This is a genomic window from Pantoea sp. Fr+CA_20, assembly GCF_024520835.1.
GTDB classification, from domain to species: domain Bacteria; phylum Pseudomonadota; class Gammaproteobacteria; order Enterobacterales; family Enterobacteriaceae; genus Pantoea; species Pantoea allii.
The window spans coordinates 1-19,926 of sequence record NZ_JALNPN010000032.1 but is presented as its reverse complement, the minus strand read 5'-3'; the positions used below and the strand labels follow the sequence as shown (position 1 = coordinate 19,926).

Annotated in this window: 20 protein-coding genes; 9 read left to right on the top strand and 11 right to left on the bottom strand. The window is 53.0% G+C overall.

Annotation, left to right across the window (positions count from 1 at the left end; genetic code table 11):
- Positions 1 to 95: 95 nt before the first annotated feature.
- The 3 genes from NR177_RS22850 to NR177_RS22840 all read left to right on the top strand — a co-directional run bounded on the left by NR177_RS22850 (position 96) and on the right by NR177_RS22840 (position 4,150).
- Entirely contained in the window at positions 96 to 1,640 is a 1,545-nt protein-coding gene (locus tag NR177_RS22850; protein WP_256853730.1) for an MFS transporter, read from the top strand.
- Positions 1,641 to 2,055: 415 nt separating this feature from the next.
- Positions 2,056 to 2,607: a GNAT family N-acetyltransferase gene (locus tag NR177_RS22845; protein WP_256853729.1), complete on the top strand. Its 552-nt coding sequence runs from the start codon at positions 2,056 to 2,058 to the stop codon at positions 2,605 to 2,607.
- Positions 2,608 to 2,725: 118 nt separating this feature from the next.
- Positions 2,726 to 4,150, top strand: a complete 1,425-nt coding sequence (locus tag NR177_RS22840; protein WP_256853728.1) for a trehalose-6-phosphate synthase — start codon at positions 2,726 to 2,728, stop codon at positions 4,148 to 4,150.
- A 115-nt stretch (positions 4,151 to 4,265) separates the two neighbouring features.
- Here NR177_RS22840 and rhaM read toward each other — a convergent pair whose 3' ends face one another.
- Genes rhaM through rhaB form a run of 4 tightly spaced genes read right to left on the bottom strand, consistent with a single transcriptional unit; the run spans position 4,266 to position 8,144 of the window.
- Complete coding sequence (gene rhaM, locus NR177_RS22835) at positions 4,266 to 4,580, bottom strand: L-rhamnose mutarotase (protein WP_256853737.1); 315 nt, start codon at positions 4,578 to 4,580, stop codon at positions 4,266 to 4,268.
- Positions 4,570 to 5,412 (bottom strand): rhamnulose-1-phosphate aldolase, encoded by an 843-nt coding sequence (rhaD, locus tag NR177_RS22830; protein ID WP_256853727.1) that lies wholly within the window; start codon positions 5,410 to 5,412, stop codon positions 4,570 to 4,572. The genes rhaM and rhaD overlap by 11 nt, the downstream gene beginning before the upstream one ends.
- Before the next feature lie 10 nt (positions 5,413 to 5,422).
- Positions 5,423 to 6,679 (bottom strand): L-rhamnose isomerase, encoded by a 1,257-nt coding sequence (locus NR177_RS22825; protein WP_256853726.1) that lies wholly within the window; start codon positions 6,677 to 6,679, stop codon positions 5,423 to 5,425.
- Positions 6,663 to 8,144 (bottom strand): rhamnulokinase, encoded by a 1,482-nt coding sequence (rhaB, locus tag NR177_RS22820; RefSeq protein ID WP_256853725.1) that lies wholly within the window; start codon positions 8,142 to 8,144, stop codon positions 6,663 to 6,665. The genes NR177_RS22825 and rhaB overlap by 17 nt, the downstream gene beginning before the upstream one ends.
- A 289-nt stretch (positions 8,145 to 8,433) precedes the next feature.
- On the opposite strand from rhaB, the gene rhaS reads away from it, so the two are divergent.
- Both rhaS and rhaR read left to right on the top strand, forming a co-directional pair.
- Complete coding sequence (rhaS, locus tag NR177_RS22815) at positions 8,434 to 9,255, top strand: HTH-type transcriptional activator RhaS (RefSeq protein ID WP_145393389.1); 822 nt, start codon at positions 8,434 to 8,436, stop codon at positions 9,253 to 9,255.
- A gap of 14 nt (positions 9,256 to 9,269) precedes the next feature.
- Positions 9,270 to 10,133 (top strand): HTH-type transcriptional activator RhaR, encoded by an 864-nt coding sequence (gene rhaR, locus NR177_RS22810; protein ID WP_063879275.1) that lies wholly within the window; start codon positions 9,270 to 9,272, stop codon positions 10,131 to 10,133.
- Between the two features lie 29 nt (positions 10,134 to 10,162).
- Here the strand turns inward: rhaR and rhaT are convergent, their stop codons facing one another.
- From rhaT to NR177_RS22795, 3 genes are all read right to left on the bottom strand, one after another.
- Positions 10,163 to 11,197 carry an L-rhamnose/proton symporter RhaT gene (gene rhaT / locus NR177_RS22805; RefSeq protein ID WP_256853724.1) on the bottom strand — a complete coding sequence of 345 codons (1,035 nt, stop codon included), beginning with the start codon at positions 11,195 to 11,197 and terminating at the stop codon, positions 10,163 to 10,165.
- 765 nt (positions 11,198 to 11,962) lie between these two features.
- Complete coding sequence (locus NR177_RS22800) at positions 11,963 to 12,268, bottom strand: hypothetical protein (RefSeq protein WP_109716192.1); 306 nt, start codon at positions 12,266 to 12,268, stop codon at positions 11,963 to 11,965.
- 95 nt (positions 12,269 to 12,363) lie between these two features.
- On the bottom strand, positions 12,364 to 12,525 hold the full coding sequence (locus NR177_RS22795; protein WP_181377098.1) for a hypothetical protein: 162 nt from the start codon (positions 12,523 to 12,525) through the stop codon (positions 12,364 to 12,366).
- Between the two features lie 119 nt (positions 12,526 to 12,644).
- Between NR177_RS22795 and NR177_RS22790 the strand changes: the two genes are divergently transcribed.
- Positions 12,645 to 13,229, top strand: coding sequence for a sugar O-acetyltransferase (locus tag NR177_RS22790; RefSeq protein ID WP_256853723.1), 585 nt, complete (start codon positions 12,645 to 12,647; stop codon positions 13,227 to 13,229).
- Positions 13,230 to 13,425: 196 nt separating this feature from the next.
- Here the strand turns inward: NR177_RS22790 and NR177_RS22785 are convergent, their stop codons facing one another.
- Positions 13,426 to 14,010 (bottom strand): histidine phosphatase family protein, encoded by a 585-nt coding sequence (locus NR177_RS22785; RefSeq protein ID WP_063879271.1) that lies wholly within the window; start codon positions 14,008 to 14,010, stop codon positions 13,426 to 13,428.
- Between the two features lie 265 nt (positions 14,011 to 14,275).
- On the opposite strand from NR177_RS22785, the gene NR177_RS22780 reads away from it, so the two are divergent.
- Entirely contained in the window at positions 14,276 to 14,791 is a 516-nt protein-coding gene (locus NR177_RS22780) for an MFS transporter (protein ID WP_372340347.1), read from the top strand.
- Positions 14,792 to 15,261: 470 nt separating this feature from the next.
- Here NR177_RS22780 and NR177_RS22775 read toward each other — a convergent pair whose 3' ends face one another.
- Entirely contained in the window at positions 15,262 to 15,864 is a 603-nt protein-coding gene (locus NR177_RS22775; protein ID WP_096012455.1) for a glutathione S-transferase, read from the bottom strand.
- 4 nt (positions 15,865 to 15,868) lie between these two features.
- On the bottom strand, positions 15,869 to 16,720 hold the full coding sequence (locus NR177_RS22770) for an alpha/beta fold hydrolase (RefSeq protein WP_256853722.1): 852 nt from the start codon (positions 16,718 to 16,720) through the stop codon (positions 15,869 to 15,871).
- A 101-nt stretch (positions 16,721 to 16,821) separates the two neighbouring features.
- On the opposite strand from NR177_RS22770, the gene NR177_RS22765 reads away from it, so the two are divergent.
- A complete protein-coding gene (locus NR177_RS22765; RefSeq protein ID WP_096012454.1) occupies positions 16,822 to 17,685 on the top strand; it encodes a LysR family transcriptional regulator in 864 nt (287 codons plus the stop codon).
- Between the two features lie 210 nt (positions 17,686 to 17,895).
- On the opposite strand, the gene NR177_RS22760 is transcribed toward NR177_RS22765, so the two are convergent.
- On the bottom strand, positions 17,896 to 18,729 hold the full coding sequence (locus NR177_RS22760; RefSeq protein WP_256853721.1) for an oxidoreductase: 834 nt from the start codon (positions 18,727 to 18,729) through the stop codon (positions 17,896 to 17,898).
- Between the two features lie 101 nt (positions 18,730 to 18,830).
- Here NR177_RS22760 and NR177_RS22755 point away from each other — a divergent pair, with 101 nt between their 5' ends.
- Positions 18,831 to 19,751, top strand: a complete 921-nt coding sequence (locus NR177_RS22755) for an AraC family transcriptional regulator (RefSeq protein WP_063879265.1) — start codon at positions 18,831 to 18,833, stop codon at positions 19,749 to 19,751.
- Positions 19,752 to 19,926: the final 175 nt, after the last annotated feature.

Below are 19,926 nucleotides of genomic sequence, written 5' to 3'. Positions count from 1 at the left end.
TGACCGACTTTATTTCCACTTCTGTCTATAACAGTGACGGCAGCATCGTGTACCTCTGCCGTTATAAAACACCTACCAGAACAGGAATTTTATCGATGGTTAACCCCACTCAACGTCGCGTAGGTTATGGCGTAGCAATCGGCTACGGCTTAACGGATTTATTTGGCGGAGGCGCTTTTGCCGTTATCGGTGCCTGGCTGTTATTTTTTTACACCACTTATTGCGGATTATCGGTATTTGAAGCGGGATCTATATTTGCCATTGCCCGCGTTATCGATTCTGTTTTAAGCCCGATAATGGGTTACATCACCGATAATTTCGGCAATACATGGGCGGGGCGTAAATTTGGCCGCCGCCGCTTCTTTTTATTAATTTCGTCACCCTTGATGCTGCTGTATGGCGCACTGTGGGTGACGGATATGAGCTACTGGTATTATCTCGGGACGTACCTCACTATTGAATTACTCTCTGCAATGGTGCTGGTCCCGTGGGAAACCCTGTCATCAGAGATGACCAACCGCTTTAGCGAGCGTACGCGTCTGTCCGGCGTGCGCCTGATGTTCTCTTCGCTCGGGAGTTTCCTGGCTGTCTCCGTGCCGGGGCTGATCATGACCTACACCGGCAAAGATAACGCCATCACTTACACGCTGACGGGGATCATTTTTTCGGTCATTTATTGTGTTGCCGTCTTTATTACCTGGCTCACGACCTGGGAAGCGAAAGATATACAGACCGGGCAACCTGATGAGGTCCACCCGGCCAGGAAAGGTCATTTCCTGGCGCATTTTAAATATTTGTTTGTGGACCTGATTTCATCATTCAAAATCCGAGCCTTTCGCCAGCATCTGATGATTTATATCTGCTCATTTACCGCGATGGATGTCTTCCTGGCCGTTTTTACCTACTTCGTGATTTACGGTCTGAAACAGGACGCCTCACTCGCTTCTCTGTTACTGAGCAACATGATGTTTATGTCTATCCCGGGTACGTTTGTATTTATGATGCTGTTAGGCCGGTTAAATATGACGCCCTCAACCGCACTGAGAATTTCCTATCTCAGTATTCTGGCGATCTTATTCTTTCTGTTTGCCGTTTATCTCTGGCACTGGCAGGTACCGGCCCTTCTGTTCAGCGCAATATTTCTTTTTATGGGCATCGCCCGTGCCGGGTTGTTCTACATTCCCTGGAACATCTACAGTTTTATTCCTGATATTGATGAGATGGTCACCTGCAAGCGTCGGGAGGGAATCTTTGCTGGCGTAATGGTGTTAACCCGTAAAAGCTCCGTCGCCATTGCCATCTTTATGATTGGGGTCGTCCTGCAGGAAAGCGGTTTTACGAAAGGAAATGGCGCCCAACCCGAGAGTGCGATTAATGCCATTGTGGTATTGATGGTGTTTGTGTCTGGCACACTACTGGCCATCAGTTTCTGGCTGACCTATAAGTTCAAGCTGACCCAGAGCAGTCACAGGTTGCTCATCAAAGAAGTCGCACGTCGTAAGCTTGGCGGCGCACCCAAAGACTGCGATGCAGAAACGCGCAAAGTGATCAAATCGCTGACCGGGTATGAATATGACGAAGTCTGGGGCGTCACGCCGGCGAAAAAAACCAATGATACCGCCGTGAATTCACCCCTGTAGGCGGAGGGTGACGGATGAAGTTCAACCCGCCTGCCAGTGGGTTACGCATCCGTTAACCGTTAAAGCGGCGATCGGAATAGTGCGACGCCAGTAAAGACAAAGTTGAAATTCAGTGAGCCATCCAGGGGTTAACAATCTGGCTTACGAGCGAACAATTCATCTCTGCCTTCTGGCCGTAACCTTAAGCGGTGCCCGGCATTAAGAAAATAACGCCTGTTCTGCGGGCGCGGATCTTTCGATAACTCACTCCAGCCCAGCCTTAACGTCGGATAACGGGCACGGCGCGCCCACCTCGTCGCTTTTCCTTTGCACCCTTTTTACACCGCATCAGATTTTTTTTACGCCACTTTTACACGCCGGGCGCTTAAATCTACAGCACCGGGCGCAGATGCGTCCATGTACAAGGAAGCCGTTGATGAAATGCGTGAATGCGTCCTCTTTCCTGCCGGTTTGTGGTGATGCCGTGGTGGCGGATCTTGCCGAGCAGCAGCGCCTTCGCCTGATGTCTCCCCGTAAATGGTTCAGAGAGACGATGGAGGTTAATACCGATCCGGCCATGCTCAACCCGCGGCTGATTGCCCAGTGGCTGGGTGCGGCGATCCCTGATGCGCGCTTTCTGACGCTGGCCCTGAACAGCAGTCTCTGTTTTGGGCTTTATCGCCATGCTCGCCAGATTGGCTTTGCGCGCGTGATCACCGATATGGCCGAAACCTGGATAATACAGGACCTGTTTATCTCGCCGGAATATCGCTATGTCGGGCTGGGCTCCTGGCTGCTGCACTGCTGTCTGACGCATCCCGGTGCCAGTGGCTGCCAGCGCATTATTGCCCTGAGTGACAGCGCCCCGGCTTTTCTGGAACGTAACGGGTTTATTTGTCATGACGCGCTGCCGGGCATTTATCTCAGGACGGTTTCACCTGATGGCCTGGGTGATTCGGTGCGTGCTGATCGCACCCAACACCATTAAGCGAACAGGACGCCTTGCCATGTGCGGCCTGCTGCAGTTTCTCATCCGACCTCCACACGACGACTGTTGGACATCGGGCACGGCGACTGATGCCCTGCCCGCCCATAAGGAAAACACCATGTCAGGTTTTATCCTGGTATCACACAATCATTCACAACGTTCCACCCTGTCCGCTATTTATGAAGGTCTTCTTTCCCGCCACGGCGGACTCTGGATCAGCTGGGATGGCGAGACGGCGGTTCTGCCTCCTGATGCGCCGAGGCCGCTGAACGCTCAGCAGAAAGGCGCTTATGCAACCCTGACCTTTCCTCTGTCCAGGGACGAGGTGAATGAAGGTTATCACCAGTATGTTCATAAAGGGATGTGGCCGGTTTTCCACCAGCGTCCGGACCTGGCCCGCTTCTCTGCTGACGGCTATCGGGAATATAAAAAAATTAACGAAGCCTACGCACAGGTCATCAGTGAAAACGCCATGCCCGACGACGCCATCTGGATACAGGATTACCACCTGTTAGGCTGCGCCCACTACCTTCGAGAGGCCGGACTGACCAACCCGGTGGGCTTTTTCCTGCATCAACCTTTTCCCTCGGGCAAGATGTTTGAGGCGATTCCCGACTGGCGCTGGCTCACAGAATCGCTGCTGTGCTGTGACCTGATTGGCTTTCAGACCGTTCAGGACATGAACAACTTTATCGTCTGGCTGGAGAGCGAATGTCGTACCGAGCGCCTGAGTATTGACAGCATTCGCGTGCAGGGACGGATTGTGAAGCTCGGTGTCTTTCCTGTCGGGATTGATCTTGATGATGTGCGCTGTCTGCGTGACAGCAACAGCTGTGCCTTTATGGAAATGCAGTGCCGTGAAAGCTTAGCGGAAAACACCGTACTGAGCGGCGGCCATCTTGATGAAAGCGCCGGACTGCCTTACCGCATCAGCGCGATAGAAGTGCTGCTGCGCAAACATGCGGTTTATCAAAAAAATATTACCCTGCTACAGCTGGCACCGCACGCTGCGGGCTACGCAGACCGGGCACCGGGCATCGCGCACACGTTAGAAACCCTTTGCGGCGAATTTAACGGCGTACACGGCATGATGAACTGGTATCCCGTTAACTGTCTGACTCATGCCTACAGCCGTGAGGAACAGGCGGGCATTTACCGCGCCTCACGCGTAGCCCTGGTCACGCCGCTGATGTCGGGAATGAGTTTAATGGCAAAAATGTATGTGGCGCTGCAGGACCCGGATAACCCAGGCGTGCTGATTCTGTCGCAGTTTGCTGGCGCGGCAGAGCAAATGGACGGTGCGCTTATCGTCAATCCTTACGATCCGGATGCCATGGCCGATGCCATTCACAGCGCCCTGCAGATGCCATTGCGTGAACGGCGACATCTGCATGCGCGCCTGATGAAGGGCTTGCATCTGCATGACAGCCATCACTGGGCACAGGCATTTTTGTCGATGCTGAACGGCATGCCGGTGATCCCTGGCCCGGTCATGTCAGCCGTGCCCAACTTGCGCCTGGGCAGCAGCCGGGTTCGCTACTGAGGTTGTCGCCCTCCGCAGCGCCATTACGCAGGTCGGCGGTGACGCCAGAGCACCACCGCCGCAACCCTGCGCAGGACAGGGCCCTTTTCATCCGGCCCTGTCGCCCGATAACGGCCTAAGGCAGATAGAACATGGACTGTAATGGTTCGCTGACCGGGCTGTTATCCGCATTCGTCACCATCACATCCTGCATGGATGCCCACCAGCGCTGGCACACCGCCGTCTGCGCCACCGCCTGCCAGCGCGCCTCTGATTCGATCTCCACGCTGGCAAAGAGCAGGTGGCGCGTCGTATCCAGCCAGATGGCATAGTGATGCGCACCGTGCGCTTTAAGCGTTTGTTCCAGCTCAGGCCAGATGGGCGAATGACGGCGCAGATACTCATCGTGGCAGTCCGGATGCACCTGCATCACAAACGCCTTACGCAACATCACTGCGCACCGCCTGAAGCGCCGCCTGCCAGGGCTTGACATTAAAGCGTTCACCCAGCGCGATTAACTGCGCCGTCGTGATGCTCTGACGTATGCCGCCCATCGACAGGGCTTTCACGACCACCTCAGACGACTTCTCGGCGGTATCGATCAGGCCGAAGGTGTCATCCAGCGTCGGTCCTGCACCAAAGATCCCGTGGAACGGCCACATGACCAGGCTGTGAGTGGCCATTTCGTCAGCGGTCGCCTGACCGATGCCATCCGTGCCGGGCACCATCCAGGGCAGAACCCCGACGCCATCCGGAAACACCACCAGGCATTCGGTACTGCCTTCCCACAGCAGGCGAGTGAAGCGCGCGGCGTCGAGGTTGACGACATAGCTCAGCGCCATAAAGTTTGTGGCATGGCAGTGCATAATCACCCTGTCGGCCCCTTGCGTAACGCGTTTGCGTACAGCGTGCGACTGGAAATGGGACGCCAGTTCTGATGTCGGCATTCCACCGTTACTCAGCCCCCAATGGATGCGATACGACAAGCCTTTGTCATCCACCTGCAACAGGACCAGGCTGTCCGCGGCATCAAGCTGAACGTTGCGAAAGAACTTGCCCGAGCCCGTGACCAGAAACCAGTCGTTGGCCAGGTCCGGGACAGGCTGACTTAACTCAACGCAGCGCGGCTGCGCGTAAAAATCGGCAGCAAAAGGTGCTACCTCTTCCGGTAACAGGCGCAGGCTGACATTGCCGCCATTACGCTCATCCCAGCCTTTCAGCCACATATCACTGGTGACTTTTACCATCCCCTGCACAAACCCAGCGTTCAAAATAGTTTGCATAGCCTTTTCCTTAGCGTTGACGCAATGTGTGGTGTTCATAGTGACGAACCTCGCTCAGCCAGCTGGCATCGGCCGGCACATCATGGCGCAGGCACCAGGCTTCCCAGACCGCCTGCCACGGCAGAGATTTTTGCTCTTCCAGCAGTGCCAGACGCGCGGTGTAATCCCCTTCACGTTCCAGCGCTCTGAGCTGATCGCTCGGTTCCAGCAGGGCACGCAACAAGGCTTTTTTGGTATTGCGTGTGCCAATCACCCAGGCGGCAATGCGGTTGATTGAGGCGTCAAAAAAGTCGAGACCGATATGCACTTTATCGAACAGCTTCTGGCGTGCGATTTCATGAGCAATGGCCTGGGTTTCATCATCCAACAGGACCACATGATCGCTGTCCCAGCGCACCGGACGGCTGACGTGCAACAGCAGCCGCGGAACAAACAGCATCGCTGTCGAGATTTTGTCGGAGATCACTTCGGTAGGATGGAAATGGCCCGCATCCAGTGTCAGCGCAATCTGGCGACTGGCGGCGAAGCCCAGGCAGAATTCGTTGGAGCCTACCGTATAACTCTCTGCACCGATGCCAAACAGCTTGCTTTCAACCGCATCGATATGGTGTTGCGGGTTGTAGTTTTCGCTGATAATCGCATCCAGTGAGCTGGCCAGACGCTGGCGCGGTGCCGCACGATCGACCGTGAGATCTTTCATCCCATCCGGTACCCAAATATTCATAACGGAAGGCGTGCCAAGCTGCTCACCAAAGTAAGCCGAAATGCGGCGGCTGGCTTTGCAGTGATCGATCCAGAACTGACGGATGCCCGCATCGGCGTGCGCCAGCGTGAAACCCTCCGCACTGTGCGCATGGGAAAAACAGGTCGGGTTAAAATCCAGCCCGAGGTTGTTTTGCTTTGCCCATTCGACCCAGTGACGGAAATGCTGCGGTTCAATTGCGTCGCGCTCAACCGGCTGATCACTTTCCAGATAGATAGCATGCAGATTGACTCTTTTCGGGCCGGGAATTAACGACATGGCTTTATCCAGATCGGCACGCAGCTCAACCGCATTGCGCGCCCGGCCGGGATAATTGCCAGTTGCCTGGATACCGCCCGTCAGCTTGCCGTTGGGATTTTCAAATCCACGCACGTCGTCGCCTTGCCAGCAGTGCATGGAGACCGGGATCTCATCCAGTTGCGTCATTACCTGGTCGACATCGACGCCAATGGCAGCGTAACGGTGTTTAGCCAGCTCAAAAGCCTGTTCAATCAGCTTTGTCATAAGCACATTCCTTAGCGGGTTGGCACAGCGCGGCGAAGCGAGCCTGATGGGCTGCAAAGGCGCTGTGATTCTGCGGAGTAAAAGTTTCTAACGGGAAATTACGGCTGATACAGCGGCGGACTTCAGCGACGTCGCGCAGTTCTCCCAGCGCAATCAGCTGGCAGCCGACATTGCCGAGCGTGGAGGCCTCAACCGGCCCCGCCAGCACCGGCAACTGGCAGGCATCGGCGCACAGCTGGTTCAGCAGCGGGTTCTGGCTGCCGCCGCCGACAACATGCAACTGGCGTAATGGCGTGCCGCACAACTGGCTGAGCTCCCCCATCGTCTTACGGTAGAGCAGCGCCAGGCTGTCAAAAATCGTGCGGGCCAGTGCGGCGTCGGTATGCGGGACCGGCATTGCCTGTTCTGCACAGGCATGTTGAATGGCCTGCACCATATTTTCAGGATTGATGAATCGGGCATCGTTGGGATTGATCAACGCCTGGCAGGCTGGTTGACGGGCGGCGGCGTCAATCAACGCGCACAAATCGTGGATGCCGCGTTCCGAGCAGACGCGCTGCAGCAGCCATAATCCCATAATGTTTTTCAGTACCCGGTAGCCTTCCGCGCCGCCTTCATTGGTGACGTTGGCATTCATCGCCGCGTCACACACACAGGGTTGCAGGCTTTCAATCCCCATTAGCGACCAGGTACCCGAACTGAGGTAGGCGGTGTTGTCCGCCAGGAGCGGCGTCGCCAGAACGGCGCTGGCCGTATCGTGGGTGGCCACGGCGATGACCGGAATCGGTTTGCCGCTCGCACTGATAAAGTGACCAACCCTGTTGCCCGGAGGCTGGGGTTTACCGAACCACGCGGGATCGACGCCCGCCCAGGCCAGCAGGTCAGTATCCCACTCACCGCTGTGGATGTTCAGCAACTGCGTCGTGGTGGCATTGGTGTATTCCCAGTTCATCACGCCCGTCAGACGATAATGTAGGTAGTCCGGGATCATCAGCGCATGTTTGACCCGCGCCTGCCAGTCCGGCTGTTGCAGATGCAGAGCACGCAGCTGATATAAGGTATTAAAAGGCAGGAACTGAATACCGGTACGTTGATAAATGGCCTGCTGTCCCAGGTCATCGATGGCCTGTTTCATCAGGCCTTCGGTGCGCGGGTCCCGGTAGCTCACCGCCTCACCGACGCGTGCTCCTTCGGCATCCAGTAACACCAGATCCACGCCCCAGGTATCAATGCCGATGCTGTCGGGCACAATGCCCTCTTCATCCAGTTGCGCCAGTCCAGCCCGGATCTCGTGCTCCAGCCTGTCCAGATCCCAGCAGTCATAGCCGGCCTGGCAAACGCGTTGATTGGTAAAGCGGCGCACTTCGCGCAGCCTGAGCTGCTGGCTGGTGGCCGTCCACTGTGCAAGCATCACACGTCCGCTCGATGCGCCTAAATCAATCGCCACACTATTACGCATGCTCATCGCCTGTTCTTCCTGAAATGACATGGCGACAGGATACGCAGCGCGCCCTGCTGTCACCTTAGCGGCACTGCCAGCCGGTTAGCGGCACTGGCAGGGTGACAAAGGTGTTCGTGAGGAAGCTCACAGAACTCCCTAACGGCAGAGTTGTGAGCTTTCCCGCATTTTTATCAATCACTTAAGCGATCTTGAAAATTTCACGCATTTCCTGCGCTGCGCGGTTCAAAATTCAAGGTAAGCTGCACATCGCCTGCGTAGACTCGGTTGCAGTTTTGTTAAACGAGGGCGAATCATGACTGTTCTGCATAGTGCTGATTTCTTTCCGGCTGGCGATTACGCCATTGCCATTGAGCCGCGTGTGCCCCAGCAGGCGTTTCCTGAACATCACCATGATTTTCACGAAATTGTGCTGGTCGAACAGGGTTCAGGCATTCATGTGTTCAATGGTCAGGCGCAGACATTAAGCGCCGGTTGCGTCTGCTTTGTGCGCGATCACGATCGTCATCTGTATGAGAAAACCGACAACCTGTGCCTGACGAACGTGCTGTATCGCAGTCCGGTGGCGTTTCGTTTTCTGTCGGGCTTACAGGCGTTGCTGCCCCTGGAGGATGACCGTGGGTGCGCGTCTCACTGGCGGATTAATCAAAAAGCGATGGCGCAGGCCCTGCTCCTGGTGGAACAGATGACGCCGCAGGCGGTATGGTCGCTGGAGCGTCAGGCGCATCAGGAAAGGCAGTTTTTACAGTTACTCGTACTGCTGCGTGAAGCGGCGCACAACCCCAACGCGCAGGATCAGGAAGCCAGGCTGCACCGGTTGCTAGACTGGTTGAATGATCACTACAGTGAGGAGATTAGCTGGGAAGCACTGGCCGAGCGCTTCTCGCTGTCACTGCGTACACTGCATCGCCAGATGAAGCAGCAAACCGGTAGCACGCCACAGCGATATCTTAACCGGCTGCGTTTATTGCAGGCTCGCCACCTGCTGCGTCACAGCGATATGCGCATAACGGACATCGCCTATCAGTGTGGATTCGGTGACAGTAACCATTTTTCTACCCTGTTCAGACGGGAATTTGGCTGCGCGCCCCGAACGGAGCGCCAGCCTATGTGGTAAGCGGAGCATTAACTATGTCACTGATCCTGTCACGTAAGGACTACTTCCCGGCCAGCAACTTGCCCATTGCTGTGGCTGAACGTATGCCACAGCCCTCCTTTCCGCCGCACCAGCATACTTTCAGCGAGATCGTTATCGTCTGGCGCGGCAATGGCCTGCATATCCTTAACGATCGCCCGTGGCTGATTACCTGCGGCGATGTTTTTTATATTTGCGACAGCGACTGCCATAGCTATGACAGCGTGCACGATCTGGCCCTTGATAACATTCTGTATTGCCGGGACCGTTTTCATCTTGCGCTTGACTGGGGCCAGTTGCTACCGCCCCAACAAGAAACCATGCCCAGTGGCTGGCGGCTCACGACTCGTGGTATGACGCTGGCACGGGGCGTCATTAGCCAGCTGGAGCGCGAGAGCCGCAAAAGTGATGCGCTCTCCGTGCAACTGTCCGAGGCGCTTTTTTTGCAGCTGGCGCTGATTTTACGTCGCCATGGTTATGCTCCCGAACGTGCCGGCTCCCTGCCTGAAGGCGAGCAACTGGATCGGCTGATGTCGGCACTGTTAGTGGACATCAGTCGCCCCTTGAATCTGGCAGACTTTTGCGAGCAGCATCAGCTGAGTGAACGCTCGCTTAAGCAGCTGTTCCGCCAGCAAACCGGCATGACAATTGGCCACTATTTACGTCAGTTACAGCTGTGTCAGGCCAAACATTTATTGCGCACCCAGTCCGGTTTAATCAGCGAGATTGCGGCGCAGTGTGGGTTTGACGACAGTAACTATTTTTCTGTGGTATTTACGCGAGAAACCGGCCTGACACCCAGTGCCTGGCGGCAGCGCTTTCTGCCACAACGCCTGCGCACCGATAATGAAAAAGCCTGACGTCAGCGTCAGGCCTGATTTCTTTTGTTTCAGGAAGCCATGCCAAGCCCGACGATGTTAGCCGCGATAATGATAACCACACAGCCAATCGATAACACCCGAACCGGACGGCGTCCCACGTCCTTCCACTCTTTCAGCACCAGCCCTACCACGCCGCCACACAGCACATACAGACTCATGTGCAGCATCCAGCTGACAAAGTCATACTGCGGCGGGATTTTGGCGTGTCCCCAGGCATAGAAGAAAAACTGCAAATACCACATGGTTCCACCCAGAATGGCGAAGGCGATATTGGCGAACAGTAGCGGTTTCGCGATGGAAAAGTCCTGCCGCACAGACAGCTCTGGCTTCAGCGCCAGGCGCATAAAACAGTACGCCAGGTTAATCACCGCCCCGCCGCCCATGATGACCACATAGCTGGGTAACGCCACGTAAAGAGGATTAATGCCCAGGCTGGCGGCCGCCTCATGCATGGGTTTCGCCGCATCCATTGCGAACGACATCCCGGCTGAAAAAATGCCGCAGATGACGGCCAGCACCAGGCCTTTCTTCAGGTTGAACTCTTCCGCGTTAATCCCTAGCGCTCGCTCTTTCAGTAACCCCGCACGCGAGACGATGGCCACGCCCACCAACGCCACCAGCACGCCGAGCAGCGTCATGCGGCCGCCGGGCGAGTTGAACAGCTCGACGAACCGGCCCTGCAGCAGCGGCGTCATCAAGGTGCCGACAACAAGCGTAATCCCAATCGCGATCCCGATGCCCATCGACATGCCCAGATAGCGCATGGTGAGCCCGTAGTTAATATTGCCCACGCCCCACATGGCACCGAACAGAAACACCGGCAGCAACTGCGAGGCGCTGAAGCTGGTGTAATAAGCGCAGAAGTTTGGCAGCAGTACCGCACTGACCGCCCATGGCAAGATCAGCCACGACATCACACCGCCCACCGACCACATGGTTTCCCATGACCACTTTTTCACCTGCTTAAACGGAGCATAAAAACAGGCGGCACTGGCGGCCCCCACCAGATGCCAGAAAATACCTGCAATAATGGCGCTGTTCATTGTTATTCCTTTTTCAGGTTGAGGCCAAACAGGAAACCGATTTTTCCCGATTAGCAGCAGTCTAGAGGGAGCTGCTTTCTCTCAGCCTTTGAATGGCTGCCGGGAAAATAAAGTGGCTGGCAAAATTCAGTGAGTCGTCAACATAAGGATCACAAATTCGCATTTGCCGATCTTTCGCAGGCTGTTAATTATAAGTTATTTATTATTCGGGTAATTTTCCTTTTTTGTTAAGTGGAACCGCAAAACCATCACGTCACTGCCGGGATGCCCTTTAACGTGGCATTCACATCAAGTGACGCAGCTTCTGACTGCCTCGCAGCGTGAACGGCAGACGCGAGCACATGCGCGGGCCAGAGAATGAACAACGGTATGGGTAGTCAGGAGGGAGAAATCAGGTGTGCGGTGGTCAGCGCGGTTTATTCGCGGGCTGTCTGTCGCGACAGGACAGGGTTTTCTCTCGTCATCGCATCAAACAGGTTTATGGCACCGCGGACAGCCACAGCAGATAGTGCGCCCCGGTGTTGAACGCGGTCTTCACACGTAAGTTCTGCACGTCAGGTTTACAGGATTAAACAGCGCGAGGTTTCGGATAGATGGCATCGGGTATTTTTACCCGATGCCATGAAAAGCAGAGAAAGCCATTGCTGACATGCACATTTTATTCTGTTCACCGTGCGTCATCTTAACGAAATTACACGCCTTACGCGTCCGTTGAAAAATCGCGCCTGCGTGTCATCCCAGCCTTAAGCGAAGGAGAAAACATCATTAAAAAAGCGTTTCGCTAATACACATTTCCTCGACCCGAATAATATTCGCCACAGGAAACCCGGCCATATCGTCGCGGAACGCCTGGCTGCGCATATATTGCTCATTCAGATGTTGAACATGACATCCCTCCGGTAAGGTGACCACAGCCATCACCTGATTTTGCTGGTCATTCCCCCCCAGAAACACATTGTCCACCTCTATGCCAAATTTCAGCAAACTGACCCTGTGTTTTGGCCAGCACTGTCTGAAATACTCCACAGCGCTCGCTTTATCCTTCAGTGTATAAATTCTTAACTGCTTCATGAGACCACGCCTCGCTGTCATGACCGGGAAATGAGGAGCCATAGTAAGAAACGGCGTTGGCAAAATTTATGCAAAAAAGCACATCTACGCTTTGCTTACATTTTGCTGTGACGGGTTTCGGGCGCTAAAACCTCAACCAGCGTGACGTTGGATAACAACGGTGCCTGCGTCTGGTAGCGAGTCGGCATGGCGTCGTTCCCCTGCTGTTTCTTAATATGATTAAATCGTGTGCGATACATGGTTAAAGGCGCGAACATGCCACAGACGCATCCTGGGCTGTCAGGGCCGCAGGGGTGACAGAAACGCGCTAAGCTGGATAACACCTGAACAGGGTGCCTGAGATAAAGACATTTAAGCCGAAAGGATAAGGAAGAAGATGAACGAGGTGACCCGAGTACCAGATGGTACTTTGTATGATGCAAACCATGATGAACGCATTCTTCAACGCCGGGGGCTCGCTAAGATGCTTTGTTATGACTATAACCTGAGTCGGCCTGATAATAATGAAACACGCCTTGCGCTGCTCACCCGGCTGCTTAAAAAGTGTGGCAGCAATCCCGTTATCGAACCCCCTTTTTACTGCGACTATGGCGTTAACATTACGATTGGCGACAATTTTTACGCTAACCATAATCTTATTATTCTTGATGGGGCTGACGTGGTGATCGGTGATAACGTCTTTCTCGCACCCAACGTCGGTATTTATACCGCAGGCCATCCTCTGGATGCCGAACGCCGAAATCAGGGACTGGAATACGCGAGCCCTGTGACCATCGGCAATAATGTCTGGATTGGTGCGGGTGTCAGCATTATTCCGGGCATAACAATAGGTAACAACGTTGTCATCGGGGCGGGAAGCGTAGTGGTCAAGGATATTCCGTCAGGCGTTCTGGCGGTGGGTAATCCTTGCCGCGTCGTGCGTGAAATAACCGAAAATGATCACGCCCGCACCTCATTTTGACAGGAGGAGCTTGTAACCCGCTGCGCCTCAGTAGAATGGTCAGCCATCAGGCTGGACGCTTTCCGCCTTTTCAGCGCGACGCGAGTCGATTCATTTGACTCAGCAGTGCGCCCAACCCTGGGCGCTGGCTCTGCATTTACTTTACATGCAGAGCCGCTAAGTCAGTCCGCTTTGTGACAAAGCGGATTTGCACCAGTCAATGATGAGCGCTGTCAGGGCATTCCGTTGAGACGCCATTCAGCCCCTCAGTCTCGTGAGAAAACGATTTGAAATGCTGCTGGTCGTCAATTTTCACAACATACAGTGAATCAAAATCTGCCGAGGGCCAGTCAGGGATCTGCCCGGCATCACCTCCCGTTTTTTCAACCAGCGTTCGGGCTGCCGTGACCAAATTTTTATGTTCCCAGGCGATAAATGTCAGCGGAACCTGTTTTTCTGAAAGCAGGTCAGAGACCAGTTTACCCGGTTTGTCAGCGTGAAAACGAAGTATCACAGGCTTCGAAATCTGGACCGCCAGGGGAATAATGGTGGAAAGTGGGCGCAGTGAACTTCCTGTTTTATCCTCTTTAGGTGCAGAAGCATAAAGCGCATCCGGGTTTCCATAGCGGCTAAGCAACACAGCAGGAAGCTTCAGGGCGCGGTTCAGCCCTTTGCAGGTCAGTTGCCCACTGGTGTTATCGGGTTTCTCCCCATGACGGAAGAAAACATACGTGCTGTCCGCGTCGGCACTCAATGGGATCATGATGGTCAGTCCAAACAGCAGCACAAAAATTTTCTTCATCCGTATTTCCTGTCAGCGTTAAAAACAGATCTCATAGCTTATTTTATGCTCATCTATGATGGCAACGCGTAAATGACAGGTATTTAGTGAATTGCAGAATCTGGACCTTAAAAGCTTCTTTTACTGGCGATGCAACAATTTGCTCTTTGGTTTACGCTCTTTGAATTCCAGGCAAATGTAGGCCTGTTCATTTCACCAGGGCCGCCTCCCTTCCTGAAAGCGTAACGCGCCACACCCAGCTGAAACCACATGCTTAACTTCTGCAATGACTTTCACCTCTGACGCTGGAAAAGTCTGGTCATCACTAAATGTTGGTCTTGCTTTTCTTCCACTAACCCTGATGGTTACATTAGGCAGCTTTAGTGCCGGAAAGCTCAATAGCCTGTTCGGCCCTTTTAGGCTGATAGCCGGATGTTATGGGCTCTACGCTGCAGGATTCGCAGGACTCATGATACTAAATGAAAATGCATACTACTGGCAGATCGCGCTTTGCTTTCCGCCTCTCGGCCTTGCTGCCGGCATCATTACGCCAGTCGCTACAGCAGCAGTCATGAATGCTGTTGTCAAAGAACAATCGGGACGTGCTGCCGGTGTACTCAATGCCAGCCGGCAAGCTGGTTCTGCGCTGGGCGTCGCCATCTTTGGTGGTCTCCTTGGTGATATAAAAACCCTCGCAGAGAATCTAGATACAGCTATTTATATCGGTATCGCTTTCTCACTTCTTGGCGGCCTGGTATGGATCATTTGCATGGACAGACATTCTGCCTCTGTAAAAACTTAAAAAATCTGATTATTGAGATAATGTCCGCTTTATATGAGAAACGGACATTGACTTATATAACGTCCTACTCAGAACACCACTATGTATCAATAATCAATTAAATAAATTCTGCTAAATAAACCGGAACTACGGCTTCATAAAAATATTCTTTCGAGTAAGCAGCAACGTCCCGCTTGATTAAGGATAGCGTTGCATCGACCCGTTGAACTCGCAGCACGAGGCGGACTTTAGAAGGGGAACGGTTCGCTTTGAGCGAGAAGCGAAAGATAACTATTCCCTGCATATAGCCACGATAATGTCCTTTTACAGGTCTATAGAAGCCATGGCGATTCAGTTATTAAGGGTTGTGCGTCTTTTCTATAGATATTTAACTGGCGTCTACAAAGTAGCCTTTTACAACGGATTGATTTTAATGCAGTAAGTGTTTCCCTTATACAGATACTGCATCAGTGAGACGCCACCCGCACTCTTTAACTTAAAGGTGTTGCCAAAAATTCCGGGCGCTGTTCGGCCAGCAATGTAAACCCGGTTACTTCCGGATACAGCTCACGGCTGAGGGTATCTGGCAACATCAATTCTGTAAAACTCCAGGCCACTGCGATGCTGATACCGGCCACGGACAGTATGTCAGGATGACTTTCTCGCAGCTCGTTCTCCAGCGTCTGCCATGCACCATGAAGTTGTTGAGTTACCCGATTCAACCAGGGCTGATACTGTTTTTCTTCCGGCCTGAGACGCTGTTCGTACACAATCTGCACCGCTTTTTCGCAGGCTGCCAGGGCGAAGCCGGTAAGATGCAGATCCCGGAGTTCTTCCACTCCGGACTTTGCTGTGGGTGCAGTCGAATGACCGCAATATCTCTCAAGGTAATGAATGATTAGTGTGGAGTCGATCAGCACCTGATTATCATCTGTGATAAGCGTTGGAACTTTGACAGCCGGATTAATTTTCGTTAAGACATCAAAATCGCCGAATACCGAAAGCGGTCGATGCTCGAATTGAATACCCAATACTTTCATGTAAATAGCAACCCGTCTGACATAGGGTGAATCCAGCATTCCGATCAGGATCATGGCTCTACCTCATATTATGTTGATTAACAAAATCAATTAACTGTGCGGCGACAGGCAAGGGAGCATCTTCCATTAAAAAGTGTCCGGCCTGTTCATAGATATGCAGCGTGGAAGAGACGATGTCGCGCTGCAAACGCCTTCCATACTCAACGGGTTGCCATTCATCTTCGGCGCCCCATAAAACCTGCACAGGCAGCCGGAGTTGCGGCAATTTTTCTGCAAAGTCACTGGTGTAACAGGCATTATAGTGCGCAACCTGATGCTGGTAAAATGAAGGTTGCCCTACCACACCACAAAGCGGTGCGAGATAACTTTCCAGCCGCTGCTCTGTCATCAGATGCTTATTAAAAACAGCCATCTTTAACTGGCGAGACATCGCGCGGTAATGCTCAGTGGCGGGGATCAGCGCATAATCCGCATAGTTATCCCGCATATCTTTCCATGTGGGTGAAGGCCAGGAGTCGTAGCTGGGAATATCGGCAATCGTAAGCGTCTTCAAAAGGGATGGGTTATCGAACGCCAGTCTGAGTGAAATGGCCCCGCCGATATCGTGTCCAAAAAGATGTGTTTCTTTGAGCTGCCAGTGTTCAAGCAGTTTCAGCAGAAAACCGACTTGAGCGGCAACCGAGGTATCAGCCGTCAAAGGGCGCTCTGATGCGCCAAACCCAGGCAGGTCATACAGATGAACATGAAAACCCGCATCGACAAATACCGGCACCAGTGACTGCCAGATCACTGAGTGTGCGGGCGTGCCATGAACCAGCACCAGAGGTGTTCCTGAACCATGGACCCCGGTCGCAATGCGACAACCCTGGATCAGAACGTGGTCATTCATTAATGCGTTATTAGCGGACATCAGCTTTTTCCGTTGTGTTTGTTTCAGTCAGGCTATCCGTTGACTGCATATGACACCAGTGACATTCTTTCCCGCTGTAAACCCACTTTTGTCATATAAAAATGAATAAACGACTCTCCGTTGACTCACTCAGAGTGTTCCGGACCGTGCTGCAAACGGGCAACATGAGTAAGGCCGCATTACTTCTCAACCTGAGCCAGTCCGCTGTAAGCTGGAAGCTCAGACGGCTTGAGGATCAACTTAAATGCCAGCTACTTACGCGCATCGCCGGAAAAGCCGTTGCGACAGAAAAGGGCAGCGTTCTGCTGCAACATGCGGAAAAAATACTCACTGAACACGATCTCGCCGTGGCCTATTTTTCGCCTTCGTCGCTACGTGGCAAGCTGCGAATAGGGGTTACTGAACACATCTCAATGACTGAAATATGCGAGGTGATTTCAACCTTCACTCATCACCACCCAGAGGTGGATATACAACTGGTGGTGGAGCAAAGTCATCTCCTGCGTCAGCATTTTGCTGAAGGCGGTCTGGAGATCATTTTACATCAGGATTTCACGGGCACGGCATCGACGGAAGATAAGGTATTGTGGAGTGAAAAATTAAACTGGTACGCAACGCCTGCCTGGCGGCATGAATCGGATAAGCGCCTGAAGCTTATTACCTGGGGACCGGATTGCTATTACCGAAACCTGGCTGAGGAGAAACTTCGGCAGGCAAAAATTCCATTTACTGTGATGCTGGAGTGTCCTTCAGTGGCTGGTATGCTTGCGGCGATAACCTCGGGACTGGGGATAGGAATACTCAATCAATACAGCGTTGAGAAAACAATTTGTAATGCGCATGAACTTGAGACATGGATGCCTCTGCCGTCGGTTGATTGCCTGCTACGCCTGAATAAACACCGCGTTAATCCAGCAAGCGAGGCCTTCTGCGAGATGCTGACCAGGCTGATACATAAACATTGATAGTGAATTGGCTGCAATTAATTGATGAAAATAACGTGTTGTTAGTCATGTCCGCTTCTGGCACAGAGCGGACATGCTGACTGAGCTGGAGGTCCGCTATGAGCGAAAAGCGGACCATACATAAGTACTAGCATCATCCTTAAGTAAAATGGCCGACTGTCTGAGCGGCCATACCAGATTGTCCAGTCAATTCCCGCGGTCAGAGACGGGTTAGCCATCAGTCGAAAGCGTTAATTTTTCCCATTTTTCTATTTCCCTAGACAAATCAGTGAGCTTTTGCCGCACCAGACTCAGAGCATCACTGCCTAACAACAGGTATGTGGGTGGGTTCTGACTTTCAATCAATGTCAGGATGGCCTGCGCCGCTTTTACGGGATCACCGGGTTGATTTCCCCTTTTTTCCTGACGCGCCTTGCGAATGGGGTCAAAGAACGCGTCATAGTCTGTGATGGTTCGAGCACTGCGTGACATTGAGCGACCTGCCCAGTCGGTGCGAAACGAGCCGGGTGCGACAGCGGTGACTTTTACGTTAAACGCGGCCAGTTCCTTGCTTAAGGTTTCTGATATGCCTTCCAGCGCAAATTTGCTGCCGCAGTAATAGCTGATACCGGGCAGGGTGATGAAACCGCCCATCGACGTGATATTGATGATGTGCCCGCTGCGTCGCTCTCGCATGACCGGCAGTACTGCTTTTGTCATCGCTACTGCGCCAAACACATTCACGTCAAACTGGCGACGCATGTCTTCAAGAGAGGATTCTTCCAGAATACCTTCATGGCCGTAACCGGCATTGTTGACCAGAACATCAACAGGACCGACAGTTTCCAGAATTTCTCTGACCACCTCATCGACACGTTCAGTGTCAGTCACGTCAAGCAGACGGCCGAATGCCCGCTGCGCATCAAGCGCTTCAAAAGCATCAATGGATTCACAGTTGCGTAAAGTGCCGATAACCCGATGGCCCGCAAGCAGAGCTTCCTTCGCCAGGGCAAGACCGAAGCCGCTACTCACACCAGTGATAAAAATCGTTTTTGCAGATGTCATAATTAATTCCCATGCAGTAAAAGCTGCATGATATTGTCTGTACTGATGGATTTTCAGGCCAAATCTTATGGTTTTATTGCCTGATTTTATGAGGCTCTATAATGTCCGACATGATTACACGGGTGAAAACACTGGCAATTCAGGAGGGATATAACCTTACTGCATTGCCCGACGTGAGAATTTTGCGCGCCAACCGACCGCTTGCAAGAACGCCAGTGCTGTATGATCCCGGAATTGTTTTTGTCTTTCAGGGCAGTAAACGAGGTTACTTCGGCAAAAAGACCTATTTGTATGATGAACAGCACTACCTTGCCGTCTCAGTGCCCGTGCCTTTTACAATGGAGACTGACGCATCAGCAGAGCATCCGTTGCTGGCCGTCTATATTCATCTTGATTTTCAACTGGCCGCTGAACTGATGCTACAGATCGAACAGTATGGCGCTCTGCCCCCTTCCGCCGCGCCTGAGAGCATGATATCAAGCCCGATGGATGACACGATAAAAACAGCGGTATGGCGCGTGCTTGAGGTTCTGGACAATCCGACTGAAGCTGCAATTCTGGGGCCAGCGAGGATGCGTGAACTCTATTTCCGTGTGTTAACCGGCGCGCAGGGCAATGCAATGCGCGCGGCGCTGGCCTTGCAGGGGCAGTTCGGCAAAATTGGGAAAGCGTTACGGCGCATTCATGCCACATATGCTGAGCCTGTAACGCTCACCGAACTGGCGAAGGAAACCGGCATGAGCGTGCCGACATTTCATCACCATTTTAAAGCGATAACCAGCATGCCTCCGATGCAGTATGTAAAATCGGTCCGCCTGCACCAGGCGCGAATGCTGATGGTCCGCAAGAAGCTTACTGCTGCTGCCGCAAGCTACGCTGTTGGCTACGAAAGCCCACCGCAGTTTAATCGTGAGTTTAAACGGCTGTTTGGCCTGCCGCCGGCAGAGGAAGTAAAACGTATGCAGCGTAACTTCGCGTTTCCCTCTTTGCAGCAAACATCGACATTTGTTTCGTCGCACTGAGGTTTGGATGATATTTTGAAAATAAACTGATCAATGCAATGTACGCTCCTGGCACAAAGCGGACAGGCTGACTGAGCTGAAGGTCCGCTATGAGCTGAGAGTTCAACCGATGGATGCAACACACTGGCTAAACCGCTCTGCGGGTGATTCATAGTCTAGCGTTTTTCTCGGCCTT